Annotated in this window: 21 protein-coding genes; 9 read left to right on the forward strand and 12 right to left on the reverse strand. The window is 67.5% G+C overall.

Annotated elements, in window-relative coordinates:
* Nucleotides 1-168: 168 nt before the first annotated feature.
* From VARPA_RS26835 to VARPA_RS26845, 3 genes are read right to left on the reverse strand one after another with little or no spacing between them, the layout of a single operon-like run.
* On the reverse strand, nt 169-2,022 hold the full coding sequence (locus VARPA_RS26835) for an IlvD/Edd family dehydratase (protein WP_013543739.1): 1,854 nt from the start codon (nt 2,020-2,022) through the stop codon (nt 169-171).
* The gene (gene denD / locus VARPA_RS26840; protein ID WP_013543740.1) at nt 2,022-3,038 is read right to left on the reverse strand and encodes a D-erythronate dehydrogenase; all 1,017 of its coding nucleotides are present in this window, start codon (nt 3,036-3,038) and stop codon (nt 2,022-2,024) included. Before denD ends, VARPA_RS26835 begins: the two co-directional genes overlap by 1 nt.
* Nucleotides 3,035-3,886: a FadR/GntR family transcriptional regulator gene (locus tag VARPA_RS26845; protein WP_013543741.1), complete on the reverse strand. Its 852-nt coding sequence runs from the start codon at nt 3,884-3,886 to the stop codon at nt 3,035-3,037. The genes denD and VARPA_RS26845 overlap by 4 nt, the downstream gene beginning before the upstream one ends.
* Before the next feature lie 175 nt (nt 3,887-4,061).
* Here VARPA_RS26845 and VARPA_RS26850 point away from each other — a divergent pair, with 175 nt between their 5' ends.
* From VARPA_RS26850 to VARPA_RS26865, 4 genes are all read left to right on the forward strand, one after another.
* Nucleotides 4,062-5,135, forward strand: coding sequence for an ABC transporter ATP-binding protein (locus VARPA_RS26850; protein WP_013543742.1), 1,074 nt, complete (start codon nt 4,062-4,064; stop codon nt 5,133-5,135).
* 74 nt (nt 5,136-5,209) lie between these two features.
* On the forward strand, nt 5,210-6,538 hold the full coding sequence (locus VARPA_RS26855; protein ID WP_013543743.1) for an ABC transporter substrate-binding protein: 1,329 nt from the start codon (nt 5,210-5,212) through the stop codon (nt 6,536-6,538).
* 31 nt (nt 6,539-6,569) lie between these two features.
* Nucleotides 6,570-7,478, forward strand: a complete 909-nt coding sequence (locus VARPA_RS26860; protein WP_013543744.1) for a carbohydrate ABC transporter permease — start codon at nt 6,570-6,572, stop codon at nt 7,476-7,478.
* A 75-nt stretch (nt 7,479-7,553) separates the two neighbouring features.
* Nucleotides 7,554-8,429, forward strand: coding sequence for a carbohydrate ABC transporter permease (locus VARPA_RS26865; protein ID WP_013543745.1), 876 nt, complete (start codon nt 7,554-7,556; stop codon nt 8,427-8,429).
* 118 nt (nt 8,430-8,547) lie between these two features.
* Here VARPA_RS26865 and VARPA_RS26870 read toward each other — a convergent pair whose 3' ends face one another.
* From VARPA_RS26870 to glyQ, 7 genes are read right to left on the reverse strand one after another with little or no spacing between them, the layout of a single operon-like run.
* On the reverse strand, nt 8,548-9,522 hold the full coding sequence (locus tag VARPA_RS26870) for a M48 family metallopeptidase (protein ID WP_013543746.1): 975 nt from the start codon (nt 9,520-9,522) through the stop codon (nt 8,548-8,550).
* 26 nt (nt 9,523-9,548) lie between these two features.
* On the reverse strand, nt 9,549-10,283 hold the full coding sequence (locus VARPA_RS26875) for a lysophospholipid acyltransferase family protein (protein ID WP_013543747.1): 735 nt from the start codon (nt 10,281-10,283) through the stop codon (nt 9,549-9,551).
* Nucleotides 10,283-10,861: a D-glycero-beta-D-manno-heptose 1,7-bisphosphate 7-phosphatase gene (gene gmhB, locus VARPA_RS26880; protein WP_013543748.1), complete on the reverse strand. Its 579-nt coding sequence runs from the start codon at nt 10,859-10,861 to the stop codon at nt 10,283-10,285. Before gmhB ends, VARPA_RS26875 begins: the two co-directional genes overlap by 1 nt.
* Nucleotides 10,858-11,394 (reverse strand): DUF6036 family nucleotidyltransferase, encoded by a 537-nt coding sequence (locus VARPA_RS26885; RefSeq protein ID WP_013543749.1) that lies wholly within the window; start codon nt 11,392-11,394, stop codon nt 10,858-10,860. Before VARPA_RS26885 ends, gmhB begins: the two co-directional genes overlap by 4 nt.
* Nucleotides 11,391-11,720 carry a hypothetical protein gene (locus VARPA_RS26890; protein WP_041943066.1) on the reverse strand — a complete coding sequence of 110 codons (330 nt, stop codon included), beginning with the start codon at nt 11,718-11,720 and terminating at the stop codon, nt 11,391-11,393. The genes VARPA_RS26885 and VARPA_RS26890 overlap by 4 nt, the downstream gene beginning before the upstream one ends.
* A gap of 23 nt (nt 11,721-11,743) precedes the next feature.
* Nucleotides 11,744-13,879 carry a glycine--tRNA ligase subunit beta gene (glyS, locus tag VARPA_RS26895; RefSeq protein WP_013543750.1) on the reverse strand — a complete coding sequence of 712 codons (2,136 nt, stop codon included), beginning with the start codon at nt 13,877-13,879 and terminating at the stop codon, nt 11,744-11,746.
* Nucleotides 13,880-13,897: 18 nt separating this feature from the next.
* Nucleotides 13,898-14,806, reverse strand: a complete 909-nt coding sequence (gene glyQ / locus VARPA_RS26900; protein ID WP_013543751.1) for a glycine--tRNA ligase subunit alpha — start codon at nt 14,804-14,806, stop codon at nt 13,898-13,900.
* 214 nt (nt 14,807-15,020) lie between these two features.
* Here glyQ and VARPA_RS26905 point away from each other — a divergent pair, with 214 nt between their 5' ends.
* The 3 genes from VARPA_RS26905 to VARPA_RS26915 are packed head-to-tail and all read left to right on the forward strand — an operon-like array spanning nt 15,021 to nt 17,658.
* Nucleotides 15,021-15,989 carry a diacylglycerol/lipid kinase family protein gene (locus tag VARPA_RS26905; protein WP_013543752.1) on the forward strand — a complete coding sequence of 323 codons (969 nt, stop codon included), beginning with the start codon at nt 15,021-15,023 and terminating at the stop codon, nt 15,987-15,989.
* Nucleotides 15,986-16,813, forward strand: a complete 828-nt coding sequence (locus tag VARPA_RS26910; protein ID WP_013543753.1) for a metallophosphoesterase family protein — start codon at nt 15,986-15,988, stop codon at nt 16,811-16,813. The genes VARPA_RS26905 and VARPA_RS26910 overlap by 4 nt, the downstream gene beginning before the upstream one ends.
* An 11-nt stretch (nt 16,814-16,824) precedes the next feature.
* Nucleotides 16,825-17,658, forward strand: a complete 834-nt coding sequence (locus VARPA_RS26915) for a phosphatase PAP2 family protein (RefSeq protein WP_013543754.1) — start codon at nt 16,825-16,827, stop codon at nt 17,656-17,658.
* A gap of 113 nt (nt 17,659-17,771) precedes the next feature.
* On the opposite strand, the gene VARPA_RS26920 is transcribed toward VARPA_RS26915, so the two are convergent.
* Nucleotides 17,772-18,842 (reverse strand): asparaginase, encoded by a 1,071-nt coding sequence (locus tag VARPA_RS26920; protein WP_013543755.1) that lies wholly within the window; start codon nt 18,840-18,842, stop codon nt 17,772-17,774.
* Nucleotides 18,843-18,995: 153 nt separating this feature from the next.
* On the opposite strand from VARPA_RS26920, the gene VARPA_RS26925 reads away from it, so the two are divergent.
* Nucleotides 18,996-19,682, forward strand: coding sequence for a TetR family transcriptional regulator C-terminal domain-containing protein (locus VARPA_RS26925; RefSeq protein ID WP_234974863.1), 687 nt, complete (start codon nt 18,996-18,998; stop codon nt 19,680-19,682).
* Here VARPA_RS26925 and VARPA_RS26930 read toward each other — a convergent pair.
* Nucleotides 19,663-20,610: a LysR family transcriptional regulator gene (locus VARPA_RS26930; protein ID WP_013543757.1), complete on the reverse strand. Its 948-nt coding sequence runs from the start codon at nt 20,608-20,610 to the stop codon at nt 19,663-19,665. The two genes, VARPA_RS26925 and VARPA_RS26930, sit on opposite strands and share 20 nt — an antisense overlap.
* Nucleotides 20,611-20,723: 113 nt before the next feature.
* On the opposite strand from VARPA_RS26930, the gene VARPA_RS26935 reads away from it, so the two are divergent.
* Nucleotides 20,724-21,950, forward strand: a complete 1,227-nt coding sequence (locus VARPA_RS26935) for an MFS transporter (protein WP_013543758.1) — start codon at nt 20,724-20,726, stop codon at nt 21,948-21,950.
* The last annotated feature ends 9 nt before the right edge of the window (nt 21,951-21,959 follow it).

A 21,959-nucleotide genomic window follows, 5' to 3' on the forward strand; every position in this document is an offset into this window, starting at 1 on the left:
GCGCCTGAAGCTTGCGGAAAGAAAATCCGTTCGGGCTGAAAATAAAAATCCGTTCACGCTGAGCCTGTCGAAGCGCCGCGCGAGGCTTCGACAGGCTCAGCCCGAACGGCTGTGGTTCTCGCGCGAACGCTCGGGGTTCTTGCCCGAACGGCTTTGGCTCCTACCGCGTCAGTGGTTGTCGCGCGGCACGCCGAAGGTGGCGTGGATCTTTTGATACTTCACCGCGGGCTTGAGCACCATGCCTTCGGAAAGCTCATCGACCACCGCGCGCTGGATCTCCTGCCACGGCGTCTGGCTCGGCGGGTACTGGTAGCCGCCGGCGGCCTCGAGCTTCTGGCGGCGCAGGGCCAACTCTTCGTCGGACACCAGCATGTTGGCGGTGCGCTTCTTCAGGTCGATGCGCACACGGTCGCCTGTCTTCAGCAATGCCAGCCCCCCACCAGTCGCAGCCTCGGGCGACGCGTTCAGGATCGATGGCGAGCCCGACGTTCCCGACTGCCGTCCATCGCCGATGCAAGGCAGCGCGGTGACGCCCTTCTTCAGCAGGTAGGCCGGAGCCCGCATGTTCACGACCTCGGCCGCACCCGGATAGCCCACGGGCCCGACGCCGCGCATGAACAGGATGCTGTGCGCATCGATCTTCATCTTCGGATCGTCGATGCGGCGGTGGTAGTCCTCGGGTCCGTCGAACACCACGGCCGTGCCTTCGAAGGCCATCGGGTCGGCCGGGTCCTCCAGGTAGCGGTTGTGGAACTCGGGCGTGATCACGCTGGTCTTCATGATCGCGGAGTCGAAGAGGTTGCCGCTGAAATCGAGGAAACCGGCGTTCTTCATCATCGGCTTGGCGTACGGGAAGATCACCTTCCGGTCTTCGGTGAAGCGGCCTTCGCAGTTCTCGATGATCGTCTTGCCGTTGACGGTGAGCGCGGGCTGGATCTTGCCCTTGGCGATCAGCTCGGCCACCACCGCGGGCACGCCGCCCGCGCGGTAGTAGTCCTCGCCGAGGTACTCGCCCGCCGGCTGCAGGTTGACCAGCAGCGGAATCTTGTAGCCGTGCTTTTCCCAGTCGCCGGTGGTCAGCGGCACGCCGATGTGGCGCGCGATGGCGTTCAGGTGAATGGGCGCGTTGGTCGAGCCGCCGATGGCCGAGTTCACGACGATCGCGTTCTCGAAGGCGGCGCGCGTCAGGATGTCCGAGGGCTTGAGGTTCTCGCGCACCATCTCGACGATGCGCTTGCCGGTCATGTAGGCCATTTCCTGGCGGTCGCGGTAAGGCGCGGGAATGGCGGCGCTGCCGGGCAGCGTCATGCCGAGCGCCTCGGCCAGCGAGTTCATCGTGGAGGCCGTGCCCATGGTGTTGCAGTGGCCGGTCGATGGCGCCGAAGACGCCACGAGCTTCAGGAAGCCGGTTTCGTCGATCTCGCCCGCGGCCAGCAGCTCGCGCGCCTTCCAGACGATGGTGCCCGAGCCCGTGCGCTCGCCCTTGTACCAGCCGTTGAGCATCGGTCCGGAGTTCAGCGCAATGGCCGGAATGTCGACCGTGGCCGCGGCCATCAATTGCGCCGGCGTGGTCTTGTCGCAGCCGGTCGTCAGCACCACGCCATCGAGCGGGTAGCCGTAAAGAATTTCGACCAGCGAGAGGTACTGCAGGTTGCGGTCGAGCGAGGCGGTCGGGCGCTTGCAGGTCTCCTGGATCGGATGGATCGGAAACTCGAACGCGATGCCGCCCGCATCGCGGATGCCCTCGCGCACGCGCTCGGCCAGCACGAGGTGGTGGCGGTTGCAGGGTGCGATGTCGGAGCCCGTCTGCGCGATGCCGATGATCGGGCGGCCCGATTGCAGTTCGTCGAGGCCGAGTCCGAAGTTCATGGTGCGCTCGATGTAGAGCGCCGTCATGTCGGTATTGGCCGGGTTGTCGAACCATTCCTGCGAGCGCAGCTTGAGCGCACCCGAAGATTTCTTCGAGGCGCTGCTCTTCGGCTTGGACGTGGACGTGGGCGCGGGGCTTTTCTTCTTGCTCATCAGGACATTCCCTTCAGTGTTTCTGCCGCATTCGGAAGCGCGGCGCAATCGGCGATGTATTGGCGAATGATGTCTGCGAAACTCTCGTGCGGATGCAGGCCGAGCCGCGCCGCGCGTTCGGCCGTGGCGCCGGCGGGCCAGTTGGCCACGATGCCGGCGATGCGCTCGTCGCGCTCGAAGCGCACCAGCGCGCGCACCTTCGGGCCGGCCACTTCTTCGAGTGCATCGAGCATGTCGCTCACGCGCACGTTGAGCCCCGGCAGGTTGAGCGCGGCGCGCCCGCCGAAGGCTTCGCGGCTGGCTTCGTAGACGGCGATGAGGCCATCGACCGTGTGGGCCGGCGAGGTCATCGGGTGCGACACGTCGGGCGACACGGGGCAGACCGATTCCACGCCCGCCAGCGGCTCGCGGATGATGCCGCTGAAGAACGACGAGGCGGCGCCGTTCGGGCGGCCCGGGCGCACGGTGACGGTCATCAGCCGCGCTGCGCGGCCGTCGATGTAGCCCTTGCGCGTGTAGTCGGAAATGAGGTGCTCGCAGACCAGCTTCTGCGTGCCGTAGGAGGTCTGCGGCAGCGGCAGCGTGTCGTCGGCCACCAGCTTGGGCAGCGGCACCGAGGGGTCGGGCCCGAACACCGCGACCGAGCTGGAGAACACCAGCCGCGCCACCTTGCCGCCCGCGCCGACGTTGGCGCGCAGCGCATCCAGCAGCGCGCGCGTGCTATCGAGGTTGGAGCGCAGGCCGAGTTCGAAATCGGCCTCGCATTCGCCGGACACGGCCGAGGCGAGATGGAACACGCCGTCGAAGGCTTCGGTCTTCAGCGCGTCTGTCTGCGCGAGCAGCGGGCCGGTGCGGGCCTCGACGCGCGCATCGGACAGCAGGTCGGCCGGCGGCGGCGCGATGTCGGTCAGCACCAGCCGCTCGATGCGCTGGCCAGCCAGCGTGCCGCGCGCGAGCAGCGCGCGCGCAAGTCGGGAGCCGACGAAGCCGCCGCCTCCGGTGATCAACAGTTTCATGGGGTGTCCCTTTTGGTCCTCTTGGTGGTGCTGGTGGTGCTGGTTGTGCCGGTCGCGCGTTTTGGTGTGGCAACCGGTGCGGCGGTACGCAATGCGCGCGCCGCCGCGCGACGGCGCTGGCCGGTAATGACTCCGCCTTCGACGAGCCGCTGCTCGCCGCGGATCAGATGCTGCGTGGCGTGATGCCGCGCGGCCACGGGATCGCGCGCCGCGATGGCTTCGACGATGGCGCGGTGCTCGTTCTGCACCGCCTCCATGAAGTCGAGCCGCCGCGCCTCGTTGCCGCGCGTGATGCGCATGCCTTCGCGCAGGTACTGCTCGAGAAAGCCGAGCAGCAAACGGAACTGCGGATTGCCGGTGGCTTCGCCAATCACGCGGTGGAAGGCGAGGTCTTCGGCAACGCCGTCCTGCCCTGCCGCGGCGGCCGTGTCGATGGCCTTCAGCGCGCGCCGCAGCGCCGCGATCTGGCTGCGCGTCGCGCGCTTGGCGGCGAGCGCGGCAATCTCGCCTTCGAGCACGCGGCGCACCTCGACCACATCGACGACGGATTGCACCGACTCGAGCACGGCCGGATCGAAAGCGAGGGGACGGTTGAGCGGCGCCTGCGCCACGAAGCATCCGAGGCCCTGCCGCGAAGTGACCAGCGCCTGCGACTTGAGCTGGTGCACCGCCTCGCGCACCACGGTCCGCGAAACGCCGTGCGAGGCCGCGAGCTGTTGTTCGGTGGGAAGACGATCGCCGGGCCGCAGCGCGCCCGATTCGATCTGCGCCGCCAGCCGGGATGCGAGGCGGTCGGACAGGCGATCCGTGACCAGGGGAAAGGGTTCTGAGAGGGCGGAGGCCTGCACGACTGCGGAAAATTGGAGCGCTGTTATCGGGTCATCATACAAGTCAACCGGGATTTTCTCGTACCGGTTTGCCCTGATACCGGTTTCAAAAACGAGTGCCGATACTGCGCGGGCTGCGATGCGGAGGTCTCCGTGTCGCTCGGCTCCCTTCCCGCGATTTGTCAGGACTCCTTGCATGGCCAGTGTCACGATTCAGGCGGTCAAGAAGCGATTCGGCGAAGTCGCCATCCTTCACGGGGTGGACATCGACATTGCCGACGGTTCGTTCACGGTGCTGGTGGGCCCCTCGGGCTGCGGCAAGTCGACCCTGCTGCGGATGATCGCGGGGCTGGAGGAGATTCACGGCGGCGAGATCCGCATCGGCGAGCGCCGCGTGAACGACCTGCCACCCAAGGAACGCGACATCGCGATGGTGTTCCAGAACTACGCGCTCTATCCGCACATGACGGTGCGCGACAACATGGCCTTCGCCCTCTCGCTCGCGAAGATGGACAAGGCCACCATCGACAGCAAGGTGCAGCGCGCGGCCGAAATCCTTGCGCTCGCGCCGCTGCTCGAACGCTATCCACGCCAGCTCTCGGGCGGGCAGCGCCAGCGCGTGGCGATGGGGCGCGCGATCGTGCGCGATCCGCAGGTTTTTCTTTTCGACGAACCGCTGTCGAACCTCGACGCCAAGCTGCGCGTGGCGATGCGCAGCGAGATCAAGGAGCTGCACCAGCGCCTGAAGACCACGTCGATCTACGTCACGCACGACCAGATCGAGGCCATGACCATGGGCGACAAGATCGTGGTGATGCGCGACGGCCGCATCGAGCAGACCGGCAGCCCGCTGGACCTGTACGACCATCCGGCGAACCAGTTCGTCGCGGGCTTCATCGGCTCGCCGGCCATGAACTTCCTGCCCGGCACGCTGCGGCGCGCGGGCGGTGCGGCGCATGTCGAACTGCCCGACGGCACGCGGCTCGATGCGCCCCTTCACGCAGGCGGCACCGATGGCCAGCCGGTCGTGTACGGCACGCGCCCCGAGCACCTGACGCTCGGCGACAGCGGCGGCATTCCGTCGCGCGTGGTGGTGATGGAGCCGACCGGCATGGACACCTTCGTCGCATGCCGGCATGAAGGCGCCGAGCTCTCGGCCGTGTTCCGCGAGCGCTACGACTTCGCGCCGGGCAGCACGATCCATCTCTTGCCCGACCTTGCGCGCGCCCACCTGTTCGATGCCGAAAGCGGCCTGCGCCTGGTCGCCTGAATCCGCCTGATTTCTCGCCTTGTTCGCTTTGTCTTTGGTTCACACCGGTCCGTTTACAACGAAGGAGACAGCTCATGAGTGATTTCAATCGCCGCAGGTTTCTAGAGGGTTCGGCCGGCGTTGCCGCTGCCGCGACTGTCGGCACGGGCAGCGCCCTGTTCGCACCGTTCGCGCAGGCGCAGAACCTGACGTTCAAGCCCGAGAAGGGCGCCAAGCTGCGCGTGCTGCGATGGAGCCGCTTCGTGCAGGGCGACATCGATGCCTACATGGCCAACGTCAAGAAGTTCACCGAGGCCACCGGCGTCGAAGTGCGCGTGGACAACGAAGGCTGGGAAGACGTGCGCCCGAAGGCCGCTGTGGCCGCCAACACCGGCGCGGGCCCCGACATCATCCTGTCGACCAACGACGACGCCAACCTCTACCCCGACAAGCTGCTCGACGTGACGGACTTGGCCGAATACCTCGGCAAGAAATACGGCGGCTGGTATCCGGCCGGCGAAGCCTTCATGCGCCCCGACGGCAAGAAGTGGCTGGGCCTGCCGCTGGGCGCCTCGGGCTCGCTCATCGTGTACCGCGAGAGCATGGTCAAGGCCGCGGGCTTCGCGACCTTCCCCAAGACCACCGACGACTTCCTCAAGCTCTACAAGGCGCTGAAGGAAAAGGGCACGCCCGGCGGCATGGCGCTGGGCAATGCGACCGGCGACAGCACCTGGTGCAACTGGCTCATCTGGTCGCACGGCGGCAAGCTGGTCGACAAGAACAACAAGGTGGTCATCGACAGCCCCGAGACGCTCAAGGCGCTGGAGTACGGCAAGGAGCTCTACGCCAACTTCATTCCGGGCACGCTCTCGTGGCTGGACCCGAACAACAACAAGGCTTTTCTCGACGGACAGATCAGCGTCACCAACAACGGCATCTCGGTCTACTACGCCGCCAAGAATTCGGCCGACCCCAAGATCAAGGAAATGGCCGCGGACATCAACCACGCGGTGTTCCCCATCGGCCCGGTCGGCGTGCCGACGGAGTCGCACCTGTTCTTCAACCAGATGGTCATGAAGTACACGAAATTCCCGCAGGCGGCCAAGGAGTTCCTGCGCTTCATGATGGAGAAGGAACAGTTCGACCCGTGGCTGCAAGGCGGCGGCGGCTACGTGGCGCAGCCCCTGCGCTTCTACGAGAACAGCGCGATCTGGACCTCGGACCCGAAGAACATGCCCTACCGCGACTCGGTGAAGAACCTGCGCCCGGGCGGCTACGACGGCAAGCTGGGCTACGCGTCGGCCGGCGCCGCGGCGGACTTCATCATTCCGAACATGGTGGCCGAGGCGGCGAGCGGATCGAAGACGCCGAAGGAAGCGGCCGAGCGCGCGCAGAAGCGTGCCGAGCGGTACTACAAGGTCTGACTGATCCTTCAACTCCCGAAGCAGCCCGCTCATGACACTTCTCGCCAGGTTCCAGAACAGCCGCAACGCGCTCGGGCTTGCGTTCATGTTGCCGGCGGCGGTGCTGCTGCTTCTCTTCCTGACCTATCCACTCGGCCTGGGCACCTACCTCGGCTTCACCGACGCCAAGGTGGGCCGCGCGGGCCAGTGGGTCGGCCTGGAGAACTACGAATACCTGTGGGGCGATGCCGTGACGCGGCTCGCCCTCTTCAACACGCTCTTCTACACAACGGTGGCGAGCGTGTTCAAGTTCTTCCTGGGCCTGTGGCTCGCGATCCTCCTGAACCGGAACATCCGCTTCAAGACCTTCTTCCGCGCGGTGATCCTGCTGCCGTACATCGTGCCTACCGCCCTGTCGGCGATCGCGTTCTGGTGGATCTACGACTCGCAGTTCTCCATCATCAGTTGGGCGCTGGTGAAGATGGGGCTTATCGACCAGTACATCGACTTCCTCGGCTCCGAGTGGAATGCGCGCATCGCGGTGATCATCGCGAACGTGTGGCGCGGCGTGCCCTTCGTGGCGATCACGCTGCTCGCCGGCCTGCAGACGATCTCGCCCTCCTACTACGAAGCCTCCGCCATCGACGGCGCGACGCCGTGGCAGCAGTTCCGCCACGTGACGATGCCGTTGCTCACGCCGATCATCGCGGTGGTCATGACCTTCTCGGTGCTGTTCACTTTCACAGACTTCCAGCTGATCTACGTCATCACCCGCGGCGGCCCGTTGAACGCCACGCACCTGATGGCCACGCTGTCGTTCCAGCGCGCGATTTCGGGCGGTGCGCTCGGCGAGGGCGCGGCCATTGCGATCGCGATGGTGCCTTTCCTGCTGGCGTGCGTGATGTTCAGCTTCTTCGGCCTGCAGCGCCGCGCTTGGCAGCAGGGTGGTTCGGACAAATGAGGAATTTTCAATGAGCGCCGCGCCGGGCCGCCCCAAGCAAGCTCGCACCGCAGTGCGAAGCACGGAGGTTTTCAGATGAGCAATGCCGGCCAGGTCGACACCGTCGGCATGAGCTACCTCGACACGATCCCGCGCAAGGCGGTGACCGTGTACCTGCCGCTCGTGGTCTTCTTGATCGTGCTGCTGTTTCCGTTCTACTGGATGGCCATCACCTCGGTGAAGCCCGATGCCGAACTGCTCTCGCGCGAGGGCAATCCGTTCTGGGTGATCAACCCGACGCTCTCGCACTTCTACAAGCTGCTGTTCGAAACCTCGTACCCGCAGTGGCTGTGGAACACGGTGCTGGTGTCGGTGGTGTCGACCTTCGTGTCGCTCGCGGCCTCGGTGTTCGCGGCCTATGCCATCGAGCGGCTGCGCTTCAAGGGGTCGAAGCACGTCGGGCTCTCGATCTTTCTCGCGTACATGGTGCCGCCGTCGATCCTGTTCATTCCGCTCGCGAACGTGGTGTTCAATCTCGGCCTCTTCGACACGCGCTGGGCGCTGATCCTCACCTACCCGACCTTCCTCATTCCCTTCTGCACGTGGCTCTTGATGGGCTACTTCCGCTCGATCCCGGCCGAGTTGGAGGAATGCGCGCTCATCGACGGCGCGAGCCGCTGGCAGATCCTCGTGAAGATCGTGCTGCCGCTGGCAGTGCCCGGGCTCATCTCGGCAGGCATCTTCGCGTTCACGCTGTCGTGGAACGAGTTCATCTATGCGCTCACCTTCATCTCGTCGTCGGAGGTGAAGACGCTGCCCGTCGGCGTGGTGACCGAACTCGTGCAGGGCGATGTGTACCAGTGGGGGCCGCTCATGGCCGGCGCGCTGCTGGGTTCGCTGCCGGTGGCGTTCATCTACTCGTTCTTCGTCGAGTACTACGTGTCGGGGATGACCGGGTCGGTCAAGGAGTAGCGCGAAGCGTTACAGCGAACTGCCTCAAGACCGTTCGGGCTGAGCTTGTCGAAGCCTCGCGCAAGGCTTCGACAAGCTCAGCCCGAACGGTTCTTGTTCGATCGAACGCGACGGGCCCTCAGTTCCAGCGCGGAACAGCTTCGTCCTTGAGCTGCTGGCGCAGCACGTCGTAGTCGGGCACCACGCTCTCGACGGTTTCCCAGAAGCGGTGCGAATGGTCCATCACGCGCAGATGGGCCAGCTCGTGCGCCACCACGTAATCGATCACGGGCAGGCGGAAGTGAATGAGCCGCCAGTTGAGGCGAAGCGATCCGTCCGCGCTCGCGCTGCCCCAGCGCGTGGCAGCGTTCGACAGCGACAGCTTCTGCCAGCGCACACCCAGCAGCGGCGCGAAATGATCGAGCCGTTCGATGAAGAGCTTGCGCGCCTGCCGCATGAGCCAGGCCTGCGCGGCATCGCGGATCTGCGAGGGCTCGGCGTTCTGCGCGACGGCCAGCCGCAGGATGCGCGGACCACCCGCGACCTCGGCCTCGTCGAGCGTGCCGCCGACGCTGGCAAAGCCGTGCTTCGGATCGAGCCGAATCACGACCGGCTCGCCCATGAACGGGAACGCGGCGCCGTCCTTCCACTCGATGCGCGTGGCTTCGACGCGCGCGTGGCGCTGCTGCGTTTCCTGGAGCTTGCGCAGAATCCAGTCGGCCTTCTCGCGCACCGCGGCATCGACATCGCGCAGGGCGACCCAGCGCGGCGCGCGCACCGAGAGCCCGTCGGCGCCCACGAGAAAACCGATGGTCTTGCGCTTGCCGCGCTTGAATTCGTAGGCCACGCGTGCCGAGCCCAAGACGAGCTCGCGTGTGGCTTGCGGATGAATGAAGCTCGCGAGCGTCAGCGTGTCGCGCAATGGGATCGCGGGCAGCACAGGGCCGGTGTTCCTGATCTCTTCGGGCGCTGGCGGCGCGAAGGGCAACGGCGTCGCGACGGGCGGTGCAGCCTTGCGGACCTTCTTCGGGCGCGGCGCGGGCGGCTCGGGCTGCGCGAACTCGCTGCCCAGCCCCTCGAACAGGTCCATGGTGAACTGCAGCAGACCTTGCATCTGGTGCCCTCTGTTCCTTCCAGCTTCTAGCGGTACGCCTCGGGGTCGAGCCGGTGCATTTCCGCTTCGATCCAGGCTTCGACTTCGCGCATCAGCTCGTCGGGCTTGCGGCCCACGCTCGAGATCGCCGGCCCGATCGACACATCGACCACGCCCGGCCGCTTGATGAATGCCTTGCGCGGCCAGACCTTGGCCGAGGTGACGGCAATCGGAATCACCGGCACGCCGGTCTCGCAGGCCAGGCGCGTGCCGCCGCTCTTGTAGGTGCCCTTCTGGCCGCGCGGAATGCGCGTGCCTTCGGGGAACATGATGATCCAGATGCCCTGCGCGAGGAGCTTGCGGCCCTGGTTCACCACCTTGTTGAAGGCCTGCGCGCGCTGGCTGCGGTCGATGTGAATCATGTCCAGCCGCGCCATCGCCCAGCCGAAGAAGGGCACGTAGATCAGTTCCTTCTTGAACACGTAGGCCAGCGGATGCGGCATCAGCGTGGGCATGAGGAAGGTCTCGAGCGTGGACTGGTGCTTGACCAGAAGGATCGCGCCGGCGAGCTGGTCGGTCGGCAGGTTCTCCATGCCGGTCACGCGCGTCTTGATGCCCAGCAGCACGCGCGCGCCGCCGATGGCCCAGCTGAGCCATTGCTCAGCCATCCAGTAGAGCGGAATGCCGCGCTTCCAGATCGAACTGACGCACATGATGATGCCCCACGGCACCACGGTGACAAGCATCCAGAGTGCGTGGAGAACGGAACGGATAAACGCCATCAGACAGCTACCTGGAGTGCAGCCCGCGCTTCGCGCGCAAGCAAAAAGTCGACAAAGGCGGCGAGGTTCTCGTGAACCATCGTGTTCGCCGGATATTCGGGAGGCAGCGGATCCACGCCGATGCAGGCCGCGCCCATGCCCGTGAGCAGCAGGTGCGGCTCGCAGCCGGCCGCCGCGCCAGCCTGCAGGTCGCGCAGGCTGTCGCCCGCGGTCGGCACGCCCTTGAGGTCGATGCCGTAGCGATCGCCGATCTGCAGGAACAGGCCCGACTTCGGCTTGCGGCAATCGCAGTCCTCGTCGGGGCTGTGCGGGCAATAGAACACCGCATCGACCTTGCCGCCCACGGCCGCGAGCATCTTGTGCATCTTGGCGTGCATGGCGTTGAGCGAAGCCATGTCGAAGAGACCCCGGCCGAGGCCCGACTGGTTCGACGCGACCACCACATGCCACCCCGCGTGGTTCAGCCGCGCCACAGCTTCGAGCGCACCGGGCAGCGGCGTCCACTCGATGTCGCTCTTGACGAAGTCTTCGCGGTGCACGTTGATCGTGCCGTTGCGGTCGAGGATGACGAGTTTCATGGGGCAGTCCTTTCAGACTCCAGCTTGCGCCGCGCGACCCAAACCGCCAGTTGCGGCAGCGGGTACTTGGCGGCATCCAGCAAGCCGATGCGTTCTGTCAATGTCTCGGCGGACACCAGTCCATGCTTCAGGAGCTCGCGAACAAAATCGGCATCCTTCTCGCGACCCGCCACGCACTTGGAGACGACGAGGTCATGCAGGTCCGGACAGATGGCCGTGATGTCGCCGATGTAGTGCAGGCTCGCCCGATTCATCCAGTCGGCTGGCATGACCGCGGTCTCGGGGCCGACGCCATCGGCGAAATAGCCGAAGGTTTCGTGGAAGCTCGAATGCATGCCGATGGCGCCGTCGATCAGGTCTGCGCGCTCGGGATGCAAGGCCGGATAGAGATCGATTTCGCGTGACACCAGCAGCGCTTCGGGCGGGTGTTCGAGAAGAAGCAGCACAGCCTGACTGCCCACGACGACAAAGGAGTTTTCTTTCGAGATCGCCGCGGAGGCTCGCAGCACGTGCTGCAGTTCGTCGAGATTCATTGCAGTGCGGCGTGTTCACGCGCCTGCTTGAGCAACGCCATTCTTTCGCTCTGCGAGACAAGCCCACCGAGCGGAGACACGCTGCGCAAGAGTTGGCCATGATCGGACTCGACGAGCGCGGCGTTCTCGAGCGCACTGACTTCGCCTGCAAGGAGTTGATCCCACTCATCCCACAGGACGTCTGAACGCGTCGCACCAGACTGCTGGCGCCAGCGCGCCAATGTCTGCCGCGCCTGTTCGCGCAGCGCAGGTTCACGGCGCACGGCAGCCAACGCTTGCCGATGCACGGCGAGCGAGAACTGATCCAGTTGCTGTTGCCGGTTCATGCGCAATTATCGAACGACGATCCTCAGACAGCCAGCCGCTCGAGCTGCGCGACGCGGTTCATCGCGGTGTGCAGCGACATCAGCAAGCCCAGCCGGTTCAGGCGCAGGTCGGCCTGCTCGGCATTGACCATCACGCCGTCGAAGAAGGCATCGACCGGCTCGCGCAGCGCGGCCAGTGTCTGCAGCGAACCGGTGTAGTCGCCGGCTTCGAACTGCACGTTGGCGGCGGGCACGACCTCGGCCATCGCGGCATGCAGCGCCTTCTCGGCGGGCTCCTGCAGCAGCAGTTCGCTGACGTGCGCGTCGGCTTCGGGCGCCTTCTTCAGGATGTTGCCGATGCGCTTGTTGGCAGCGGCCAATGCGGCAGCGGCGGGCAGTGCGGCGAAGGCGCGCACGGCAGCCAGCAGCTTGGGCACTTCGCCCAGGCGCTGCGGCAGCGGGGCCAGCACGGCGTCGACTTCCTGGGCGCTCGCGCCCTGCTCGCGCAGGCTGCCGGCGAGGCGGTCGAGAATGAAGTCGCGCAGCTCGACGGTGGCCTTGCTGCTGTCGAAACCGGCGATGTCCTTGAACTGTGCGGCAGCGTCCTGCAGCAGGGTGTCGAGCCCCAACGCAAGGTCTTTCTCGATCAGCATGCGGATCACGCCCAGCGCGTGGCGGCGCAGCGCGAACGGGTCGCGGTCGCCGGTGGGCAGGTTGCCGATGCCGAACATGCCGACCAGCGTTTCGAGCTTGTCGGCCAGCGCGACCACGAGGCCGACGCTGTTGCGCGGCAGTTCGTCGCCGGCGAAGCGCGGCTTGTAGTGGTCTTCGATCGCATCGGCCACCGCGGCGTCGAGGCCGTCGTGCAGCGCGTAGTAGCGGCCCATCGTGCCTTGCAGCTCGGGGAACTCGCCGACCATGTCGGTCACGAGATCGGCCTTGGCCAGTTGGGCGGCCTGCGTGGCCTGTGCGGCGACCTTCGCATCGCCCAGCTTCTCGGCGATGCCGCGTGCGATGTGCATTACGCGCTGCACGCGTTCGCCCTGCGTGCCGAGCTTGTTGTGATAGACCACCTTGCCCAGCGACTCGACGCGCGAGGCCAGCGATTTCTTGCGGTCCTGGTCGAAGAAGAACTTGGCGTCGGCCAGGCGCGGGCGCACGACGCGCTCATTGCCTTCGATGACCGCGCTCGCGTCGTCGGGGCTGATGTTGCTGACGACCAGGAACTTGTTGGTCAGCTTGCTCGACGCGTCGAGCAGCGGAAAGTACTTCTGGTTGGCCTTCATCGTGAGGATGAGGCATTCCTGCGGCACTTCGAGGAACTCGCGCTCGAAGCTGCAGACCAGCACGTTGGGGCGTTCGACCAGCGCGGTCACTTCGTCGAGCAGCGCGTCGTCGTGGATCGGCACCGAGCCGCCGCCGACCTTGACCGCGGCCGCCGCGAGCTGGCGCGCGATTTCGGCGCGGCGCGCCTCGAAGCTCGCGATGACCGCGCCATCGTCCTGCAGCTGCAGCGCGTAGCTGTTGGCATCGCGCAGCACGACCGGATCGACCGCCGCCTCGAAGCGGTGGCCATGCGTCTCGCGGCCGGCTTTGAGGCCCAACGCCTCGATGGGCACCACGGCATCGCCATGCAATGCCACGAGGCCGTGCGCGGGGCGCACAAAGCTCACACTGCTCCAGCCCGGCAGCTCGCAGCCGCTTTCAAGCTGGTAGCTCATCACCTTGGGAATCGGCAGCTTGGCAATCGCTTCGGCCAGCGCCTTCTGCAGGCCCTCGGCCAGCGTCGCGCCCTTGGCGGTGCTTTCGTAGAAGAGCGCTTCGGCCTTGCCGTCCATCGCGCGCTTCAAGCCGGGCACGGCCGAGGCGTCGGCGCCGAGCGCGCCCAGGCGCTTGAGCAGCGCGGGCGTCGGCTGACCCGAGGCATCGAGCCCCACGGCCACGGGCATTAGCTTTTGCGAGACGGCCTTGTCGGCGGCGCGCTCGGCCACGTGCGTGAGGTGCGCGGCCAGGCGGCGCGGCGAGGCATACGCGATCAGCACCGAGCCGGCTTCGGCCAGGCCCTGAGCCACGAGCTGGTCGCGCAGCACACCCGCGAAGGCGTCGCCGAGCTTCTTGAGGGCCTTGGGCGGCAGCTCTTCGACAAACAGTTCGACCAGCAGGGAGTTCTTGTTGTTCATGGGAGTCGTCGTCATCGCTCAGGCGGCTTTCTTCGGGGGAATCTGCGCGACCCATTCGCGCGGCGCCATCGGGAAGCCCAGTCGCTCGCGGCTGTCGTAATAGCTCTGCGCCACGCTGCGCGCGAGGTTGCGGATGCGGCCGATGTAGGCCGCGCGCTCGGTCACGCTGATCGCACCGCGCGCGTCGAGCAGGTTGAAGCTGTGCGCAGCTTTCAGCACCTGCTCGTAGGCCGGCAGCGCGAGCTGCTCGGTCATGAGGTGCTTGGCCTGCTTCTCGTGCGCGTTGAAGGCGGTGAAGAGGAACTCGGCGTCGCTGTGCTCGAAGTTGTAGGTCGACTGCTCGACCTCGTTCTGCTTGTAGACGTCGCCGTAGCTCAGGCCCTCGGTCCAGGTCAGGTTGTAGACGTTGTCCACGCCCTGCAGATACATGGCCAGGCGCTCGAGGCCGTAGGTGATCTCGCCGGTGATCGGCTTGCAATCGATGCCGCCGACCTGCTGGAAGTAGGTGAACTGGGTCACTTCCATGCCGTTGAGCCAGACCTCCCAGCCCAGGCCCCAGGCGCCGAGCGTGGGGTTCTCCCAGTCGTCCTCGACGAAGCGGATGTCGTTCTTCTTCAGGTCGAAGCCCAGGGCTTCCAGCGAACCGAGGTAGAGCTCCAGGATGTTGGCGGGCGCGGGCTTCAGCACGACCTGGTACTGGTAGTAGTGCTGCAGGCGATTGGGGTTCTCGCCGTAGCGGCCGTCCTTGGGGCGGCGGCTGGGCTGCACGTAGGCGGCCTTCCAGGGTTCTGGGCCGAGGGCCCGGAGGAAGGTGGCGGTGTGCGAGGTGCCCGCGCCGACCTCCATGTCGTACGGCTGCAGCAGTGCGCAGCCCTGGTCGGCCCAGTACGACTGCAGTTTGAGAATGATTTGCTGGAAGTTCAACATGAAGCTGGCCGGCACGAGCCGGACATTTGGACGGTAGCGCGGCGATGCGCCGCGAAAGCGGACGATTTTACGGGCGGAGGGCAACTCTCCCACAGCCGGGCGGGATGCCGGCCGCTCGCACGACCCGGCACGTCATGCGACAACCACCGGCCGGCCGCACGCGGCAGCCCTTCACACGGCCCTTCGGGGCCCGCCTTTCCCCATTCCCACAGACATGCAACCGCCCCACATCGGCCCGAATGCCCCGTTCTTCATCGTGCTCAACGCCAGCTCCGGCAGCGAGAGCACCGCCGAGGCCCGCCAGGTCATCGAGGAAGGCCTTGCCGCGGCCGACCGCAAGCACCGCATCTTCCTGGTCGACGGCCCCGGCCGGTTGCAGGCACTGGCGCGCGAAGCCGTGGAACGCGCCCGCGCCGTGGGCGGCGTGGTGGTGGCCGCGGGCGGCGACGGCACCATCAACGCGGTGGCGCAGGCCACGCTCGGCAGCGGCTGCGCCTTCGGCGTGCTGCCGCAGGGCACCTTCAACTACTTCAGCCGCACCCACGGCATTCCGCGCGACACGGCAGAGGCGCTGAAGATCCTGCTGGCCGAGCAGCCGCGCGCCGTGCAGGTCGGGCTGGTCAACGACCGGGTCTTCCTGGTGAACGCCAGCATGGGCCTGTACGCCGAGCTGCTGGAAGAGCGCGAGACCTACAAGGCGCGCTACGGCCGCAGCCGCTGGATCGCCTTCTTCGCGGGCCTCTTGACGGTGATGCGCGGCCGCCACCGGCACTGGAACCTGCGCATGGCCTGGCGCGGGCAGGAAAAGGACATCCGCACGCCGACGCTTTTCGTGGGCAACAACCCGTTGCAACTGCTGCAGGTGGGCATCGAGCATGCCGATGCGCCCGAGCAGGGGCAGTTGGCCGCCATCGCGCTCAAGCCGGTCGGGGTGCTCGCGATGCCCGGGCTGCTGGTGCGCGGCGCAATGGGACGGCTCGGCCGCGCCGACCAGGTGCTGAGCTTTCCCTTCGAATCGATGACGGTGAAGGCCGGCCCCCTGCGCGCGCCGCGCCGCGTGAAGGTGGCGACGGACGGCGAAATCGCCTGGACCGACATGCCCTTGCTGTTCCGCGTGTCGCCCGAGCCGCTCTGGCTGGTGCGGCCCGACGTCGCGCCCGAGCTGGAAGCGGCCAAGCAATGAGCGCTTGCCTGCTGCAGATTTCCGATCCGCATTTCGGCACCGAGCAGCCGGAGGTGCTGCGCGCGCTCGAGCGGTTCGCCGAGGCGCTGGCGCCGCAGGTGGTGGTGATGTCGGGCGACATCACGCAGCGCGCCACGCGCGTGCAGTTCGCGGCGGCGCGCGCCTTCGTCGACCGGCTCGCGGCGCCCGCGAAGCTCGTCGTTCCGGGCAATCACGACATCCCGCTGTTCCAGCTCGCCGCGCGCTGCTTCTCGCCCTACGGCCGGTACAGGGAAGCCTTCGGCGACGACCTGGAGCCGGCATTCGAATCGGAAGACTGGCTCGTCGTCACCGTGAACACCACGCGCTGGTACAGGCATTCGGACGGCGTGGTGTCGCCCGCGCAGGTCGAGCGGGTGGCCCAGCGCCTTGCGGCCGCATCGCCTTCCCAATTGCGCGTGGTGGTGACGCACCAGCCGGTGATGGTCACGCGCGAGGAAGACCTGTCGAACCGGCTGCACGGCCGCGAGCGGGCGGTCGCGCGCTGGTCCGAGGCGGGCGTCGACCTGATCCTGGGCGGCCACATCCACCTGCCCTACGTGCGCTCGCTGCACGACGCGTTCTCGGGCTGCAAGCGCACCGCGTTCGCCGTGCAGGCGGGCACCGCGGTGTCGCATCGCGTGCGCGCCGGCTTTGCGAATTCGGTGAACGTGGTGCGCCTCGCCATGTCGGGCGACACGCGCGCCTGCCGCGTCGAACGCTGGGACTACGCGGCCGCCGGCAAAGCCTTCGAGTGCGCCAAAGTATTCCCGCTTTCTCTTGCCAGCGGCACGGCGCCCCCTTAGGGTCCTGCCGCATGCCACTGGAAGCCTCCTCACTGACCCCGCCTCTCGTTCTCCTCGCCCAGCAACTCGGCGCCCATGCGCTTGGCTGGTTTCTCTCGATCTGGATTGCGTCCGTGCTCGGCGCCGGTGCCGTCTGCTGGACGCTTCAGCGCCGCCATTTCAGGGCCCGCGATGCCGAGGAGCCGAGCGAACCGCGCATCGCGATCGGGCTCGCGGCGGGTTTCCTGCTGATCCTCGCGGCCGCGAGCGTGTTCGCCTGGATCGCCTCGAACCTCTCGGACGGCCATTCGATGGGCCGGGCCGACCAGGCGCTGGCCGACGCCATCGGCACCCACGTGCCGTGGACGGCCCTGGTCGCATTCAGCTGGCTTACGCATCTGGGCGACTTCGCGTTTCTCGCGCCGGTGTGCCTCGTGGTCGCCGCCGTGCTGTGGCGCCATGCGCACCGCGGCCTTGCACTCGGCTGGGTGCTGGCGCTCGGCGGCATCGTGGTGCTGAACCCTGCGCTCAAGCACATCTTCGAGCGGGCCCGGCCGGTGCATGACCACGGGCTGGCGTTCGAGACGAGCTACAGCTTCCCGAGCGGACACAGCGCGGGCGCGATCGTGAGTTACGGAATGCTGCTGTACCTGGCGCTGCGCACGCTGCCGGCGCGCTGGCATGTGCCGGCGGCCATGGCAGCCGTGGGCGCCATCCTGACCATCGCGTGCAGCCGCATCTTCCTGCAGGTGCACTTTGCGAGCGATGTGGCGGCCGGCCTTTTGACCGGCTTCGCCTGGCTGCTCGTGTGCGTGAGCAGCCTCGAATACGCGCGGCACCGCAAAGGGCGACGCGCGCAGGCCTGAGCATCGCTTCGGCGTCTTCGCCAGAAACACCGCGGAACCGGCTTTGCCGGGCCGCAGGTGTTGCCCCCGGAAGGGGGTGGGAGGCTACGCGAAGCGAGCAAGCCTGGGGGAGATCAATATTCCCAGAAGATCCGCTGCAGTTCCTTGGTGTTGTTGGTCTTCGTGAGAGCCACCATCGCCAGGATGCGCGCCTTCTGCGGGCGCAGGTCGTGCGCCACCACCCAGTCGTACTTGTCGTCGGGCTGCTCGGCGTTGCGGATCACGAAGCCGTCGGGCACGCGCGAGCTGCGGATCACGATCACGCCGTCGGTGCGCGCCTTCTGCAGGTTCGGAACGATGCGGTCGGCCACCGAGCCGTTGCCCGTGCCGCCATGGATCAGCGCCTTGGCGCCGCTCTTGGCAATCGCGTCGATGGCCACCGACGACACGCCTTCGTAGCCCATCGCGATCTCGACCGGCGGCAGCGCGTTGATGCTGTCGATGTCGAACTCCGAGTTCATGGTGTGGCGCTTGACCGGTGCACGGAACCAGTAGTTCTTGCCCTCGACGATCATGCCGAGCGGACCCCACTGGCTGGAGAACGCGCTGGTCTTGATGTTGACGTTCTTGCTCACGTCGCGGCCGCTGTCGATGTTGTCGCCCATCGTCACCAGCACGCCCTTGCCCACGGCGTCCTTGCTGCCCGCCACGTTGACCGCGTCGTACAGGTTGAGCGCGCCGTCGGCCGAGAGGGCCGTGCCGGGACGCATCGAACCGACCACGACGATCGGCTTGTTGGTGTGCACGGTGAGCGTGAGGAAGTAGGCGGTTTCTTCCAGCGTGTCGGTGCCGTGGGTGATGACGATGCCGTCGACGTCCGACTGCTTCGAGAGCGCCGAGACGCGCTTGGCGAGCGTCAGCAGGTTGTCGTTGGTGAGGCTTTCCGATGCGACCTGGAACACCTGCTCGCCGCGCACGTTGGCGACCTTCGAGAGCTCGGGCAGGCCGGCGATGAGCTTGTCGACGCCGACCTTGGCGGCCGCGTAGGTGGCGCTGTTGACGGCCGAGGCGCCGGCACCGGCGATGGTGCCGCCGGTGGCGAGGATCACCACGTTGGGCAGCGCCTGCTGGGCCTGCGCGATGGCGCTGGCGGCAAGCAGGGCGGCGCCCGCGGCGAAGGCCCGGAAACGGGGGGAAAGGTACATGGAAGACTCCTTGGTCTGAGGTGAAATTCTGGAAGCGGCGAGGAAGATACATGAACCATGCCCGCCTGCGCTCCACCGCCATGCCGGCACGGCATGCGGCCATGCGCCATGGGATTACCATCGCCCGGGCGCCCCGCCGCCATCATCTCCAGCATGACCTCCGACACCGCCGCCCTGCCCTCCTCCACCGCCCAGGAAATGCCCGCCCCCGAGGGCCCGCTGTCGCGCGCACGCCCGGGGCGCGAGCGCATCATGGCCGCCATCCGCACCGCGGCGGTCGCCGAGTTCAGCCTGCATGGCCTCAAGGGCACCTCGACGCAGGCGATTGCCGCGCGGGCCGGCCTCACCAAGCCCCAACTGCACTACTACATCGCCGGCAAGGAAGAGCTCTACGAAGAGCTGCTGATGCAGGTGCTGCACGCCTGGAAGGTGGTGTTCTCGTTCGAGGATGCGAGCGACCCGGCCACCGTGCTGGGCGACTACATCCGCAAGAAACTCGACCACGCCATCGACAGCCCCGAGATGTCGCGCATCTTCACCCGCGAGATCCTCGACGGCGGCCGCAACCTCGACCGCTACTGGCCCAACGCCCGGGCTTGGACGCAGAAGAAGGTGGACATCATCAACGGCTGGATCGCGCGCGGGCAGATGCGCCCGCTCGATGCGCGCATCCTCCTCATGCACATCTGGGCCATGACCCAGAGCTATGCCGATTACGCGATCCAGACGCGCGTGATGCTCGGCCTGCCGCCCGACGCGCCCATCGACCGCGAACCGATCGCGCGCGAGCTGGTGGCCTTCGTGCTGGGCGGCTGCGGCATCAAGACGACGACGCCTTGACCTCCCAGGCGCGGCCCGTCGGGTCGGCCATCGCGAGCCGCACCATCTCGATGAAGCGCCGCAGCCGCGCAGGCTGGAAGCGCGCGGGCGAATAGGTCAGGTACACCGGCAGCGGCGCCGCATGCCACTGCGGCACGAGCTGCACCAGCCGACCGGCGGCGATGTCGTCGTTCATGAGCCAGGCCGAGCCGATGCAGGCGCCCAGCCCCATGGCCGCCGCGCTGTGCAGCGCATAGAGGCTGTCGGTGCTCAGGCAGGGTCGGATCGGCACCCGCGCGATCTCGCCGCTCGGCCGGTGCGTGAGCTGCACCTCGTTGCGATAGAAGGTGCGCAGCGCGAGCCACGGCAGCTCGGCCAGCTCCGACGCGTGCGTGGGCGGCTTGCGCCCTTCCAGCACCGACGGCGCGGCGACCACCACGCGCGGCACCTCCGAGAGCTTGATGGCCACGGCCATGGTGTCGGTCACCTCGCCGACCTGGATCGCGCAATCGACGCCCTCGGCGATGAAGTCGGGCCGGCGGTCGTGCAGCAGCCATTCGACGGACACCCGCGGATAGGCGCGCAGGTAATCGGCCAGCGGCCCGACCAGCAGCCGCTGCCCCAGCGCATGCGGCGCCACCACGCGCAGCGTGCCCTCGGGCTCGTCGCCCACGCCGCGCAGGTCCGCCTCGAAGGCGCGCCAGTTGGCGATCAGCTCCTTGGCGCGCTCGTAGCAGCGCTCGCCGTCCTCGGTGAGCTTCATGGCGTGCGTGGAGCGGCGCAGCAGCCGCACGCCCAGCGAGCGCTCCAGCGCCTGCAGCCGGCGGCTCACGGTGGGCTGGGTCGCGTCCATCCGCAGTGCGGCGGCCGAGAGGCTGCCGGCTTCGACGATGTGGATGAAGGTCTGCATCAGCTCGATGCGGTCGGCGGCGGGGGGTGAATGGGGCATTTCCTGGCTCTTTATGCGCGTCTCGTATAGACATTGTGCGACTCGCGGGGCTACCAAGTCACTCCTGAGAGGAGCACATTTCAGCCCTAGCCAGAAAACCAAGGGTTATCACCATGTCTTCCATTCAATCAATGCATGCCCCCGCAGGCACCGCAACAGACGGTCATGCGCTGCCGACCTCGCTGGTCCTGCTGCTGGCCACCGGCGCCGGCCTGTCGGTGGCGTCGCTCTACTACGCGCAGCCGATGCTCGGCGTGCTGGGCGCCGACATCGGCGCCTCCCCCCGCGCGGTCGGCTTCATTCCCACGCTGACGCAACTGGGCTACGCGCTCGGCATCTTGCTGCTGGCGCCGCTGGGCGACCGCTTCGACCGCCGCCGCATCGTGCTGATCAAGGCCGCCGCGCTCTGCGCCGCGTTGCTGGTGGCCGGCGCCGCACCGTCGATCGGGGTGCTGCTCGCGGCGAGCCTCGCCATCGGCCTCGCGGCGACGATGGCGCAGGACATCGTGCCCGCCGCAGCAGCGCTGGCACCCGAAGCCTCGCGCGGCAAGACCGTCGGCACGGTGATGACGGGGCTGCTGCTGGGCATCCTGCTGTCGCGGGTGGTGAGCGGCTTCGTGGCCGAGCATTTCGGCTGGCGCGCGATGTTCATCGCGGCGGCGGCCAGCATCGCGCTCATCGGCGCGGCCGCCTGGCGCGGGCTCCCGCGCTTCCGGGCGACCACGCACCTGGCCTACGGCGCGCTGCTCGGTTCGCTGGGCACGCTGTGGTCGCGCCATGGCGCGCTGCGCCGCGCCGCATTGGCGCAGGCGCTGCTGGCGGTGGGCTTCAGCGCGTTCTGGTCGACGCTGGCGGTGATGCTGCACGGCGCGCCCTTCCACCTCGGGAGCGCCGCGGCCGGCGCCTTCGGCCTGGCCGGCGCGGCGGGTGCGCTCGCGGCGCCGCTGGCCGGGCGCCTCGCCGACCGGCGCGGGCCTCAGTTGGTGACGCGCCTGGGCGCCGGGCTGGCCGTGGTGTCGTTCGCCGCGATGGGCCTCGCGCCGCTGATGACGCCGCATGCGCAGCTCTGGCTGCTGGCGCTGGCGGCCGTCGGCTTCGACCTCGGCATGCAGGCCACGCTGATCGCGCACCAGACCATCGTCTACAGCATCGAGCCCGGCGCGCGCAGCCGGCTGAACGCGGTGCTGTTCACCAGCATGTTCATCGGCATGGCGGCGGGCTCGGCGCTCGGTGCCCTTTCCCTAGCGCAATGGGGCTGGGCCGGCGTGACCTGGCTGGCGACCGGCACGGCGGCCGCGGCGCTGGCCGTGCGGCTGCTGCCCGCGCCCCGCAAGCCCTGAGCCGGCCCG

This window comes from Variovorax paradoxus EPS (assembly GCF_000184745.1).
Classification (GTDB): Bacteria; Pseudomonadota; Gammaproteobacteria; order Burkholderiales; family Burkholderiaceae_C; genus Variovorax; species Variovorax paradoxus_C.